Raw genomic sequence first — 12,855 nt, forward strand, 5'->3', positions numbered from 1 at the left:
GTCATGAACCAGCCGCTCGCGGGCTACGCTCCCGCACCCGTCACCGCCCGTATGGAGAACCACGGCAACCACATGCTGAAGGTCGCCATGCAGACCGGAAACGACCTCCTCGCGCGCGTGGGGTCGATGGTCGCCTACGAAGGCTTCGTCCAGTACGAGCCCAACCCGCCGGCCGTGCGCCAGATCGCGCGCGACTGGGCCACCGGTGAGGGAGCGCCCCTGATGAAGTGCTCCGGGGACGGCCTGCTCTATCTCGCCGACTACGGCGCGAACGTCATCGTGATCAACCTCAACGGCGACGGCATCTCCGTCAACGCCACCAACCTGCTCGCCTTCGACGCCCACCTCAGCTGGGGTGTCGAACGGGTCAAGGGGCTGGCCAAGTTCGCCGGACAGGGCCTGTGGAACACCAAGATCTCGGGGCAGGGCTGGGTCGCGCTGACCTCCCGGGGCAAGCCGATCGTCGTCGACTGCGGTGGCGGCGAGGACGAGACCTACGTCGACCCGGACGCGCTCGTCGCCTGGTCGCCGAACCTCAAGGTGAAGGGCAAGCGCAGCTTCAAGGCACAGTCCCTCATCGGGCGGGGCAGCGGCGAGGCCTACCAGATGGCCTTCTCCGGCCAAGGCATCGTCGTCGTCCAGCCCAGCGAGGACAGCACCGACCGTCTCCGGATCCGGGGCTGAGGGGGAGCCAGAACGCCATGCAGAGCTCACTTTTCGCGCACAACGACTCGCAGACCCAGGAACGCTGGAGCCTGCAGAGCAAGCAGATGCTCCGGGTCACCCTGGAGGGCCACGACGACATCCTCGCCCGCAAGGGCACGATGGTCGCCTACCAGGGGCTGATGGAGTTCGACGCCGAGTACCAGAGCAGAGGCCAGGGCCGCTCCCGGGCGGCCACCGGCGAGGGCCTGGACCTGATGCGCTGCCACGGGCAGGGCACGGTCTATCTCGCCAACCTCGCCCAGCACATCCATGTGGTGGACGTGGAGCAGGACGGGCTGACCGTCGACAGCAGCTACGTCCTCGCGATGGACTCCGGGCTGCACCACGAGGTCATCGCCGTGGACAGCCTGTACGGCATCTCCGGCTCCGGGAAGTACCAGCTCAACATCACCGGCCGCGGCAAGGTCGCCCTGATGACCTCCGGTGCGCCGCTGATGATGCAGGTGACGCCCGACAAGTACGTCAACTGCGACGCCGACGCGATCGTGGCCTGGTCGACCGGACTGCGCGTACAGATGCAGGCCCAGACGCACACCTCCGGTGTGTGGCGGCGCCGTGGCAACACCGGTGAGGGCTGGGAACTCAGCTTCATGGGCAGTGGCTACGCGCTGGTCCAGCCCAGCGAGCTGCTGCCGCCGCAGAACGCCCAGATCGGCTCCGGCCTCGCCGCGCAGTACGGGATGGGCCAGCAGGGGGTCCGCAGCCAGAACCAGGGCAACGCCTGGAGCTAGCCGCGCGGGACAGCCGTCCGGACAGGCAGTGCGGATGTGTAAGGGGCGACCACCATGGGCGGTCGCCCCTTACCCGTGGTCGCCCTTCACTCGCGGTCGCGCCTCACCCGGTCACAGTCTGGCGCGCGTCGCTTCGAGCAGTCGTACGACCGAGTCGTCCGCCACCTCCGCCACCTCGGCGTAGGCGAACCAGCGCAGGTCCAGGGACTCGTCGCTGATCTCCTGGACCGCTCCGGGCGGCGCCACCACCGCGTACTGCACATCGAGGTGCCAGTGGCACGGTGCCGGGATCGGATGGCGGTCCAGCCGGACCGGGCCGCCCTTGAGCAGCGTCAGGCCCGCCGTGATGCCCGACTCCTCCGTGGCCTCGCGCAGCGCCGCGGCGGCGACGGAGACGTCCTGCGGCTCGCAGTGGCCGCCCATCTGCAGCCACATCCGCAGCTTCTTGTGCAGCGTCAGCAGCACCTGGCCGCGCGAGGGGTCGATCACCAGCGCGCTCGCCGTGAGGTGCCCCGCGCAGCACGACTTCCACATGCCGTCCGGATGTGCCTCCAGATGGCCGAGATAGGCGTCCCGCAGCTCTTGCTGGTCCTCGTACTCCTTCAGTACGAGGACCGCGTCGTCGTACAGACTCACTCGGAGTCGTCGTCCTTCTTGAGGTTGGGCTTCTCGGCTGCCTCGCCGAGCATCTTGTCCAGCTCCGAGAAGTCGAGCTGCTCGCGGTGCACGAAGCCGTCCGGGTCGTCCAGGTCGGAGGCGGTCGGCAGCATGTCCGGGTGGGCCCACAGGCCGTCCCGGCCGTCGACACCGCGCGCGTCCGTCAGCGACGCCCACAGGCGCGACGCGTCGCGCAGCCGGCGCGGGCGCAGCTCCAGGCCGATCAGCGTGGCGAACGTCTGCTCGGCCGGACCCCCCGAGGCCCGCCGGCGGCGCAGCGTCTCGCGCAGCGCGTCCGCGGACGTCAGACGGGGCTTGGCCGCCGCGTGGACCACCGCGTCCACCCAGCCCTCCACCAGGGCCAGTGCCGTCTCCAGCCGGGCCAGGGCGATCTTCTGCTCCGGGGTGTCCTCCGGCTGGAACATGCCCTGCTGGAGCGCCTCCTGGATCTGCTCCGGGTTCTGCGGGTCGAACTGGCCGACCACGTCCTCCAGCTTGGCCGTGTCGACCTTGATCCCGCGCGCGTAGCCGTCGACCGCGCCGAACAGGTGCGAGCGCAGCCACGGCACATGGGCGAACAGGCGCTGGTGGGCGGCCTCGCGCAGGGCGAGATACAGCCGCACCTCCTCCTGGGGCACGCCCAGGTCCTTGCCGAACGCCTCGATGTTCGCCGGCAGCAGCGCGGCCCGGCCCGCCGGACCCAGGGGCAGACCGATGTCCGTGGAGCCCACGACCTCGCCCGCGAGGACCCCTACGGCCTGCCCGATCTGCGTACCGAACATGGCGCCGCCCATGGAGCGCATCATGCCGATCAGCGGGCCCGCCATGGCCTGCATCTCCTCGGGCAGCACATCGCCCATGGCCGCGCCGACGCGCTCGGCGACCGGGTCGACCAGCTCCTTCCACGCGGGCAGGGTCGCCTCGACCCACTCCGCGCGGCTCCACGCCACCGCGGAGCCCGCACCGGACGGCAGCGATGTCGCGTCGTCCAGCCACAGGTCCGCCAGCCGGACGGCCTCCTCGACCGCGGTGCGCTCGGCGGGACCGATGCTGGCGTCCTTGACACCGTCCGACGTCCCCTGGGAGACCGTCTGGCGGGCGATCTGCTTGGCCATGTCCCAGTTCACCGGCCCGCCCTCGTACGAGAGCATCTGGCCCAGCTGCTGGAACGCTGCGCCCAGGTCGTTGGGGTTCAGGGAACCGAACATGGCTGCGAGCGGATTGTCGCCTCCGGGACCGCCGAAGCCGGCAGGTCCGAAACCGAACGGTCCCTGACCACCACCGCTCTGCTGGTCCTTCTTCTTGCCCTCGTCGCCGTTCTCCGGCTCCTCCGGCGGAAGGCCGAATCCGAATGGGGTGTCACTCACGGGATTCCTCGGCTGGTAAGGCCGTCGGTTCTCCCGACGGCGGCTGCCCGACAACACCACCCAGCCTAGACACCGCGGCCGGTTGTGGGGCTCGGTGCTCCGCCGACTCCTGGCCTGCGGCAGGATGGATGTCACCTGGTACGTACGCGTCACGCGCGTCCTTACTGAAGACAACCGCTGGAGACGCCGGTGAGTTCCCCAGATCCGCAGGTTCGCGCAGCGCGAAACCACTCAACCAATCCGGCCATACGCGGGCCGGTCGTCGCGGTCACCGGCGCCGCGACGGGCATCGGGGCACTGCTCACCGAGCGGCTCGCCGCGTCCGACGAGATCAAGCAGGTCGTCGCCATCGACGAGCGCCGGGGTGAGTGCGCGGCGGCGCAGTGGCACATCCTGGATGTACGGGATCCGGCCATCGCGGAGAAGCTGCGCGGCGCCGATGTCGTGGTCCATCTGGCTGTCGATCTGGACCTGGAGACGGACGGCGCCGCCCGTACGGCCTACAACGTCCGCGGGACGCAGACCGTACTGACCGCCGCCGCTGCGGCCGGAGTGCACCGGGTCGTGCTGTGCACCTCCGCGATGGTCTACGGCGCGCTGCCGGACAACGAGCTGCCGCTCGCCGAGGACGCCGAGCTGCGGGCCACCGCCGAGGCGACCGGGGTCGGGGACCTGCTGGAGATCGAGCGGCTCGCGCGGCGCGCGCCGCGGGCGCATCCGGGGCTGAACGTGACGGTTGTGCGGCCCGCAGTGCTGATCGGAGGTACGGACACCGCTCTGACCAGGTACTTCGAGTCGCCTCGGCTGCTTGTCGTGGCCGGGTCGCGGCCCGCGTGGCAGTTCTGCCACGTCGAGGATCTCTGCAGCGCTCTGGAGTACGCGGTGCTGGAGAAGGTCGAGGGGGAGCTTGCCGTCGGGTGTGACGGGTGGCTGGAGCAGGAGGAGGTCGAGGAGCTGAGCGGGATCCGGCGCATGGAGCTGCCGTCCGCCGTCGCTCTCGGCGCGGCTGCCCGGCTGCACCGGATCGGGCTGACGCCCTCTCCGGCGGGGGATCTGGCGTACACGATGTATCCGTGGGTGGTGAGCGGGAGTCGGTTGCACGATGCGGGGTGGCGGCCTCAGTGGAGCAATGAGGAGGTGCTTGCTGAGCTGCTGGAGGAGGTTGCGGGGCGGCATACGGTTGCCGGGCGGCGGTTGGGGCGGAAGGACGCGACTGCGGCGGGGGCTGCGGGGGCGACTGTGGCGTTGTTGGGTGCGGCTGCGGTGGTGCGGCGGGCTCGGAAGGCTCGGCGGCGGATTTGAGGGGTGGGGTGCGGGTGGGGTTTTCCTCGCCCCCGCCGCCCCTACCCGTCCCTCCCCCAGAGGGGGGACCCCCACCGGGGGCTGCGCCCCCAGACCCCCGCCTGTCGCGCTGAACGCGCTCGTCCTCAAACGCCGGACGGGCTGGAGGGGGTGCTGGGGTGGCACCATGGGGGTATGGCATCCCTTGACGTTCATCCCGGTGAGTTCGCCGCTCTGGAGCCCATCAAGCTTGTTGCCGTTCGGGATGAGGCGCTCTCCCTCGATGAGGTTTTTCGGGCCGTGGGGGACGACTCCGCCGGGGGGACCGTCCTCTTCGTCGGGACCGTTCGGGATCATGACGGTGGGGCCGATGTCGAGGGGCTCGGGTATTCGTGTCATCCCAGCGCCGAGGCCGAGATTCGGCGTGTCGCCGAGAAGGTCGTCGCCGAGTTTCCCGTGCGGGCGCTTGCCGCTGTGCATCGGGTCGGGGATTTGAGAGTGGGGGATCTGGCTGTTGTCGTCGCCGTTTCCTGTCCGCATCGGGGGGAGGCCTTCGCCGCCTGTCGGAAGCTGATCGACGATCTCAAGCGCGAGGTGCCCATCTGGAAGCACCAGACCTTCTCCGACGGGACCGAGGAATGGGTCGGCGCCTGCTGAGTGCGCGTCGCTCCGGTTGCGTAACCGCACCCCGGGCGTGAGCGTTAACACAGCGGAGGTTAATCTGCTGATCAGTCAGTTGCGGTCACTCTTTTGGGGTTGGGAGGTCGGCATGGCGGCACTCGCCTGGTTGCTGATTCCGCTGGTGGCTGCGATCGGCGCCGGCCTGTGGGGAAGTTGGGCCAACCGGACTCGCAGGACACGCGGTGACGGGCCCGAACTCGACGGCTACGTGCGGTTCCGCGAGGCCATGGAGAAGTCCCGGACCTGATACCCGTACGGGCGGCCCTGACGGTGCGCCGACAGGACCGTCCCGTACTGTCGTGCCATGCCACGCCGCACCGCGACGATGCTCGCCTCCACCCTCATGCTGATCGCGCTTTTCTGCGCCGGAGTGTTCATCACCGTGCCGTACGCGGAGATGTCGCCGGGGCCGACCGTGAACACCCTCGGGGACCATGACGGCGAGCCGGTGCTGCAGATCTCCGGGCGCAAGACCTACGCGACCTCCGGACATCTGAACATGACCACCGTCCGGGTCACCAGCGCCGACTACAACATGAACCTCGTCGAGGCCGTGTACGGGTGGCTCGCGCACGACAACAAGGTCGTGCCGCACGACACGCTCTATCCGGACGGCAAGACCGAGGAGCAGTCGACCCAGGAGAACGCCGAGGAGTTCAGCCAGTCCCAGGAGAGTGCCAAGGTCGCGGCTCTGAAAGAGCTTGATGTTCCCGTGCAGTCCTGGGTCATTGTCTCCACCGTGTTGAAAGGCTCTCCTGCCGAGGGGGAACTGCACGCCGGTGATGTCATCAAGGCCGTCGACGGTACGGCCGTCAAGGAGCCCTCCGACGTCGCCAAGCTGGTGACGAAGCACAAGGCCGGCGAGAAGGTCGTCTTCACCATCGTGCCCGCCGCCGAGCAGGCCGCCGCCGAGAAGGCGAACCGGGCCGCCACCAAGACGCAGGACATCACCATCACGACCACGAAGTCCGAGGACAGCGGCACCCAGCGCGCCATCGTCGGGATCTCCGCCGGGACCGACCACACCTTCCCGTTCACCATCGACATCAAGCTCGCCGATGTCGGCGGCCCGAGTGCCGGACTGATGTTCGCCCTGGGGATCTACGACAAGCTGACGCCCGGGAGCCTCACCGGCGGCAAGTTCGTGGCCGGTACCGGCACCATCGACGACGACGGCAAGGTCGGTCCCATCGGCGGGATCGAGATGAAGACCGTCGGCGCGCGGGAAAAAGGGGCTCAGTACTTCCTGACCCCGGCCGACAACTGCGCGGCTGCCGCCAAGGACACCCCCGAGGGGCTCACGCTCGTCAAGGTGGGCACCATTGGCGATGCGTTGAGCGCCCTCAAGGACATCCGGTCCGGCGACACCGGCGATCTGCCTAAGTGCGGCACCAAGTAGGCACTCCGTAGGAGTGCCCGCTCGTTACTCCGCCATCACTCCGCGAACGTCGCCGACAGGGCCTCCGCCAGGCCCGGTACCAGGCCCGAGCCCGTCAGCACCTCCGTCGCCGCGTCCTTCTCGCGCAGGCGGACCGCCGAGTCCCGGGTGCCGTCGCGCAGCACCCCGACCGTCATCCGGACCTCCTGGCGGTCCGGGTGCGCGGCGACCCAGGCCGTCAGCTTCTTGTCGCTCAGCCCCTGCGGGACCGACGCCTCCGCGGACGGCGGCAGCATCAGCCGCTCCACGGTGAGCGCGCAGCCGACGACCGCGTCCGGCCAGGCGATGGTGGCGAGGAAGTCGTCCAGCGGCTTGCCCGCCGGGATCTCGTCCTGCTCGATCGGGGTGAGACCGGCGGCCTCCTGCTCCTCGGTCAGGCCGAGCTGGGCGGCGAGAGAGGGTTCCTGGACCTTCAGCCGGGCGGTGTCTACGAGTGCGAAGAGCCTGGCCGGCTGGTCCCAGCCGAGGCCGGAGACGTACTCGTCGATCTCGAGTACGGCCCGGGTGAGCGGGTTCGCCGCCATGGGAGTGTTGGACATGGTCACAATCCTGCCTCGTTCATGGCCCGAAGCGGGAACCGAGTAAAGCGTGAGTAAGTTGCATAGGTGAGGCCTCTACGATCACGAGGCCTGACGGATGGTCCGCGATCACGGGGGCCTGACGGACCGACAGCGACTTTTGAGGTGCCACCTTGGCTTTCCAGATGCCGGACCGCGGCGGAGGCCCGCAGGGGCCACGGATCAGAGTGGGCCGCCCGTCCCGGCGCGTCCGGACCCTGCTCATGACGCTGGGCGTCCTTGCCGTACTCGGCATGGCGTTCGTCATGTTCGCGGGATTCTGGACGGACTGGCTCTGGTACCGCTCGGTCAACTACTCCTCGGTCTTCACGACCACGCTGTGGACCAAGATCGGACTTTTCTTCGTCTTCGGCCTGCTGATGGCGACCGCCGTAGGGGTCAACATCTGGCTGGCGCACCGGCTGCGCCCGCCGCTCAGCGCCATGTCGATGGAGCAGCAGAGCCTCGACCGCTACCGCATGGGCATCGCCCCGTACAAGAAGTGGCTGCTCCTCGGCATCACCGCCCTGGTCGGCCTCATCGCGGGCGCCTCGGCGTCCGGGCAGTGGCGGACCTGGCTGATGTGGGTCAACGGTGTGTCCTTCGGACAGAAGGACCCCCAGTTCGGTCTGGACGTGTCCTTCTACGCCTTCGACCTGCCCTGGTACCGCTTCATGCTGGGCTTCGGCTTCGCCGCCACGATCCTCTCCCTGATCGCCGCCGCCCTCACCCACTATCTGTACGGCGGGCTGCGCGTCACCAGCCCGGGAGCGCGGGCCACGGCCGCCGCGACCGGGCATCTGTCCGTGCTGCTGGGTCTCTTCGTCGCCCTCAAGGCGGTCGCGTACTGGCTCGACCGGTACGGCCTCGCGGTGAAGTCGAGCGACTTCAAGGCGACCGGCAACTGGACGGGCCTTCGGTACGTCGACGCCAACGCCTATCTGCCGGCCAAGACGATCCTGTTCTGCATCGCGATCATCTGCTCGCTGCTGTTCTTCGCGACGCTCTGGCGGCGCACCTGGCAGCTGCCCGTCATCGGCTTCGGACTGATGGTCCTGTCGGCCATCCTCATCGGCGGGCTCTACCCGGCGATCGTGCAGAAGTTCCAGGTCCAGCCGAACGAGCAGGCCAAGGAAGCGCCCTACGTCACCAAGAACCTCAAGGCGACGCGTGAGGCGTACGGCATCGACGACGCCAAGGTCAGCGAGTACGCGGGCCGCAGCGACACCGAGGACAAGACCAAGCTGCGCGACGACGTCGACGCCACGGCGAGCATCCGCATCATGGACCCGAACATCGTGTCGCCGACGTTCCAGCAGCTCCAGCAGATGCGTAACTACTACGCCTTCCCGACCAACCTGGACGTCGACCGGTACAGCAAGGACGGCAAGGACCAGGACACGGTCATCGGTCTGCGTGAGCTGAACCTCAACGGCATTCCGAAGAACAACTGGATCAACGACCACTTCCGCTACACGCACGGCTTCGGTGTGGTCGCGGCCAAGGGCACCACGGCAGACGCCGAGGGCCGCCCGGTCTTCACCGAGTCCGACCTGCCGTCCACGGGTGACCTCGGGACGTACCAGCAGCGGATCTACTACGGCGAGAAGACCAGCCAGTACTCGATCGTCGGCGGTCCCCAGAAGGAGATCGACTACTCCGACGACACCGGTGAGAAGACCACCAGCTACACGGGGAAGAGCGGCGTCAACCTCTCCAACCCGATGAACCGTGCCGCGTACGCCGTCGCGTTCAGCGAGCCGCAGATCCTCTACTCCGGTGCCATCGGCGAGGGTTCGCGGATCCTGTACAACCGCACGCCCAAGGAGCGCGTCGAGGCGGTCGCGCCCTGGCTGACCATCGACGGTGACGCCTACCCGGCCGTCGTCGACGGTGAGATCCAGTGGATCGTCGACGCGTACACGACGACGAACGGCTATCCGTACGCCTCCCGCACCACGCTGGGCGACACGACGGCCGACTCGCTCACCGCCAACAACAACCAGCGCGCCGTGGTGGCCCAGCAGAACCAGGTCAACTACATCCGCAACTCGGTGAAGGCGACCGTCGACGCGTACACCGGTGAGGTCAAGCTCTACCAGTGGGACACGAAGGACCCGGTCCTCAAGACCTGGATGAAGGCCTTCCCGAACACGGTCGAGCCGAAGAGCGACATCTCCGCCTCGCTGATGGCTCATCTCCGGTACCCGCAGGACCTGTTCAAGGTCCAGCGCGAGCTGCTCACCCGCTACCACGTGGCGGACGCCGAGACCTTCCTCAGCGGCTCCGAGGTGTGGCAGGTGCCGGACGACCCGAGCAACAAGTCGGGCGACGCGGTGCCGCCGTACTACCAGAGCCTGAAGATGCCCGACCAGCAGGCGCAGACGTTCTCCCTGACGACGACGTTCACGCCGAACGGCCGGGACAACCTCAGTGCCTTCATGTCGGTCAACGCCGAGGCGGGGACCAGTGATTACGGCACGATCAGAATCCTGAAGCTGCCGACGAGCAGAACGGTCGACGGGCCCAAACAGGTCCAGAGCCAGTTCAACTCCGAACAGGACATCGCCGAGTCCATCAGGCTGCTGAGAGGCGGCGACTCGGAGATCGAGTACGGCAACCTGCTGACCGTGCCGCTCGACGGGGGGCTGCTCTACGTGGAGCCCGTCTACGTACGCGGCAGCGGCCTCAAGTACCCGCTGTTGCGCAAGGTGTTGGTGACCTACGGCGGCCAGACCGCCTTCGAGGACACGCTCGACGCCGCGCTCAACAAGGTCTTCGGTGCGGAGGGCACGGTCACCGAACCGCCGGACGACGGCGGTGGTACGACGACACCGCCGCCGACGTCCGACAATCCGACGGTCCAAGAGGCACTCGACGATGCCCAAAAGGCCTTCGACGACGGCCAGGCGGCCCTCAAGAAGGGCGACTGGGAGGCGTACGGCAAGGCGCAGGCCGACCTTGAGGACGCCCTCCAGCGGGCCGAGGAGGCACAGACCGCGGCCGACAAGGCAGGCAGCGGGACCGGCAGCGGTAGCGGGAGTGGTTCCGGAAGCGGTGCTTCCGCCAGCGCCAGTCCCAAGCCCAGCAGTTCGCCGAGCAGCAGTCCCAGCAGTAGTTCCACCAGTGGTTCCAGCAGCGGTTAGTGCTGGTCGGGGGCCTGTTCAGACAGTGGCTCCCGCTCCTCCCGCGCCGTGGTACGGTTGCAACACAACGGCGCGGGGTGGAGCAGCTCGGTAGCTCGCTGGGCTCATAACCCAGAGGTCGCAGGTTCAAATCCTGTCCCCGCTACTGATTGCGAAGGCCCGGATCCTCCAAGGATCCGGGCCTTCGTGGTGTGCGGGTGTGCGAACGTGTGTGCCGACCTGGTGAAGGCCGCGCCTTCCGGGGGCAGTTGAGGGGAACTGTGTTTGACTTGTCTCTCTGTGGGCATGTCGACAAAACGCTGTAGAGACCTCACTGACTGCGGTATACCAGGTGTACCCAGGTTGCAGGTGGTGCGACGATGGACGTTATGGGGGACAAGGCAACTCTGTTGGAGACAGGGCGATTTGTGCAGCCTCCCGACCGGGACGAAACCGGCGAGGCGGTAGAAGAGGCACGCCAACGGCTCGCCGCCGAGGCCGGCGACGTCGAGGCGATGAGTGTCCTCGGAGCCATGCTGCTGCGCCGTGGCGATCTCGACGGAGCCGAGCCTCAGCTGCGTGCCGCCACCGCGGCGGGTGACCGTGCCGCCGCCAACAACCTGGGGGTCCTCCTCCATCAGCGCGGGTACGCGGACGACGCCGCCGGGTGGTGGCGGATCGCCGCCGTGGCCGGCTCCGCCCCCGCCGCGCACGCGCTCGGCCGCCACCACCGTGAGCGTGGTGACGAGCCGGCCGCCGAGTACTGGCTGCGCCAGTCCGCCGAGCAGGGCCATGTGCTGGGCGCGTACGCGCTCGCCGATCTGCTGGAGCACCGCGGGGACGTCGCCACCGAGCAGTGGATGCGGGTCGCCGCCGAGCGGGGGCACCGGGAGGCGGCGTACCGGCTGGCCCGGGCGCTCGACCGGAAGGTCTCGGAGGGGGCCGGGGGCGCGGGCGCCGAGGGTGCGGGTGACGGTGCCGGTGAGGTCGAGCAGTGGTATCGGCAGGCCGCCGCCCGTGGGCATCGGCGGGCCGCGCTGCAGCTCGGCGCCATCCTGGAGAAGCGCGGTGAGCTGAAGGAGGCCGGGCGCTGGTATCTGACCTCCGCCAAGGAGGGCGAGGCCCGGGCCGCGTGCGCGCTCGGGTTCCTGCTGCGGGACGCGGGCGACACCGAGAGCGCCGCCGTGTGGTGGCTGCGCGCTGCCCAGGACGGGGACGGCAACGCCGCCAACGCGCTGGGCGCGCTGCACGCCGAGCGGGGTGAGACCCAGACCGCCGAGCGCTGGTACCGGGCCGCCATGGACGCGGGGGATGTCAACGGCGCGTACAACCTCGGGCTGCTCTGCGCCGAGCAGGCGCGTACGGCGCAGGCCGAGCAGTGGTATCGCCGTGCCGCGTACGCCGGGCACCGGGAGGCCGCCAACGCGCTCGCCATTCTGCTGTTGCAGGGCGGGGACGCGTCGGGGGCCGAGCCGTGGTTCTCCAAGGCCGCCGAGGCGGGGAGCGTCGACGCCGCCTTCAACCTCGGGATTCTGCATGCCGGGCGGGGCGAGGACGAGGCGGCGCTGCGGTGGTACGAGCGGGCGGCTGGTGCCGGGCACACCGAGGCGGCGCTTCAGGTCGGGATCGTGCGGTTGCGGGACGGGGACGAGCGGGAGGCTGAGCGGTATCTGCGGTGCGCGGCGGGTGGGGGGAGCCCCGAGGCCGCGTATCGGCTGGCTGCCGTGCTTGACGCTCGGCGTCCGCAGGCGCCCGCGCATGAGTTGGGGGAGATCGCGCACGAGAAGACGGAGTGCGAGGAGTGGTACGAGCGGGCGGCTTCTCAGGGGCATCGGCGGGCTCAGGTGCGGGTGGGGATGCTGGCGTCCGCCCGGGGGGACGTGGTCGAGGCGGCTCGGTGGTATCGGGCTGCGGCTGAGGCGGGTTCCCGAAACGGGGCGTTCAACCTGGGGTTGCTGTTGGCTCGGGAGGGGAGTGAGCCCGAGGCCGCTGTGTGGTGGGCTCGGGCTGCCGAGGCGGGGCATGGGCGGGCGGCGTTGAGGTTGGCGCTGGTCTATGCGCGGCGGGGGGAGTTGGCTGAGGGGCAGCGGTGGGCTGATCTTGCCGTTTCTCTTGGGCCGGGGGAGGTCGCTGAGCGGGCGGCTCGGTTGCGGGATGCTTTGCGGGAGGAGCTTTCTGCGTGAGTGGGGTGCGTGGGTGGGGGTGGGCGTTGGGTTTTTCTCGCCCCCGCCGCCCCTACCCGTCCCATCCCTTCCTGGGGGGGGGGCCGCCCCCCCCCCCCCGGGGGGGGGG

At 69.2% G+C, this 12,855-nt stretch carries 11 protein-coding genes and 1 tRNA gene; 9 read left to right on the plus strand and 3 right to left on the minus strand.

Going from position 1 to position 12,855, the window contains the following annotated elements; translation table 11 throughout:
- The first annotated feature begins 3 nt into the window (after positions 1-3).
- Both CW359_RS03995 and CW359_RS04000 read left to right on the plus strand, forming a co-directional pair.
- Positions 4-684 (plus strand): AIM24 family protein, encoded by a 681-nt coding sequence (locus tag CW359_RS03995; RefSeq protein ID WP_105968329.1) that lies wholly within the window; start codon positions 4-6, stop codon positions 682-684.
- A 17-nt stretch (positions 685-701) separates the two neighbouring features.
- The gene (locus CW359_RS04000; RefSeq protein ID WP_105968330.1) at positions 702-1,457 is read left to right on the plus strand and encodes an AIM24 family protein; all 756 of its coding nucleotides are present in this window, start codon (positions 702-704) and stop codon (positions 1,455-1,457) included.
- Positions 1,458-1,568: 111 nt separating this feature from the next.
- Here CW359_RS04000 and CW359_RS04005 read toward each other — a convergent pair whose 3' ends face one another.
- Positions 1,569-2,093 (minus strand): NUDIX hydrolase, encoded by a 525-nt coding sequence (locus CW359_RS04005; protein WP_105968331.1) that lies wholly within the window; start codon positions 2,091-2,093, stop codon positions 1,569-1,571.
- Positions 2,090-3,481, minus strand: a complete 1,392-nt coding sequence (locus tag CW359_RS04010) for a zinc-dependent metalloprotease (RefSeq protein WP_105968332.1) — start codon at positions 3,479-3,481, stop codon at positions 2,090-2,092. The genes CW359_RS04005 and CW359_RS04010 overlap by 4 nt, the downstream gene beginning before the upstream one ends.
- 189 nt (positions 3,482-3,670) lie before the next feature.
- Here CW359_RS04010 and CW359_RS04015 point away from each other — a divergent pair, with 189 nt between their 5' ends.
- The 4 genes from CW359_RS04015 to CW359_RS04025 all read left to right on the plus strand — a co-directional run bounded on the left by CW359_RS04015 (position 3,671) and on the right by CW359_RS04025 (position 6,842).
- On the plus strand, positions 3,671-4,783 hold the full coding sequence (locus CW359_RS04015) for an SDR family oxidoreductase (RefSeq protein WP_105968333.1): 1,113 nt from the start codon (positions 3,671-3,673) through the stop codon (positions 4,781-4,783).
- Positions 4,784-4,957: 174 nt separating this feature from the next.
- Positions 4,958-5,419 (plus strand): molybdenum cofactor biosynthesis protein MoaE, encoded by a 462-nt coding sequence (locus CW359_RS04020; protein ID WP_105968334.1) that lies wholly within the window; start codon positions 4,958-4,960, stop codon positions 5,417-5,419.
- 112 nt (positions 5,420-5,531) lie between these two features.
- Positions 5,532-5,690, plus strand: a complete 159-nt coding sequence (locus tag CW359_RS45735) for a hypothetical protein (protein WP_189147013.1) — start codon at positions 5,532-5,534, stop codon at positions 5,688-5,690.
- Between the two features lie 57 nt (positions 5,691-5,747).
- Positions 5,748-6,842 (plus strand): YlbL family protein, encoded by a 1,095-nt coding sequence (locus CW359_RS04025; protein WP_105968335.1) that lies wholly within the window; start codon positions 5,748-5,750, stop codon positions 6,840-6,842.
- Between the two features lie 35 nt (positions 6,843-6,877).
- Here CW359_RS04025 and CW359_RS04030 read toward each other — a convergent pair whose 3' ends face one another.
- Entirely contained in the window at positions 6,878-7,420 is a 543-nt protein-coding gene (locus CW359_RS04030) for a PPA1309 family protein (RefSeq protein ID WP_105968336.1), read from the minus strand.
- A 164-nt stretch (positions 7,421-7,584) separates the two neighbouring features.
- On the opposite strand from CW359_RS04030, the gene CW359_RS04035 reads away from it, so the two are divergent.
- The 3 genes from CW359_RS04035 to CW359_RS04045 all read left to right on the plus strand — a co-directional run bounded on the left by CW359_RS04035 (position 7,585) and on the right by CW359_RS04045 (position 12,746).
- On the plus strand, positions 7,585-10,584 hold the full coding sequence (locus tag CW359_RS04035) for a UPF0182 family membrane protein (RefSeq protein WP_105968337.1): 3,000 nt from the start codon (positions 7,585-7,587) through the stop codon (positions 10,582-10,584).
- Positions 10,585-10,655: 71 nt separating this feature from the next.
- Positions 10,656-10,729, plus strand: a tRNA-Met gene (locus CW359_RS04040).
- A 214-nt stretch (positions 10,730-10,943) separates the two neighbouring features.
- Positions 10,944-12,746 carry a tetratricopeptide repeat protein gene (locus tag CW359_RS04045; RefSeq protein WP_105968338.1) on the plus strand — a complete coding sequence of 601 codons (1,803 nt, stop codon included), beginning with the start codon at positions 10,944-10,946 and terminating at the stop codon, positions 12,744-12,746.
- Positions 12,747-12,855: the final 109 nt, after the last annotated feature.

Origin of the sequence: Streptomyces geranii, from assembly GCF_002954775.1 — a bacterium.
Taxonomy (GTDB): domain Bacteria; phylum Actinomycetota; class Actinomycetes; order Streptomycetales; family Streptomycetaceae; genus Streptomyces; species Streptomyces geranii.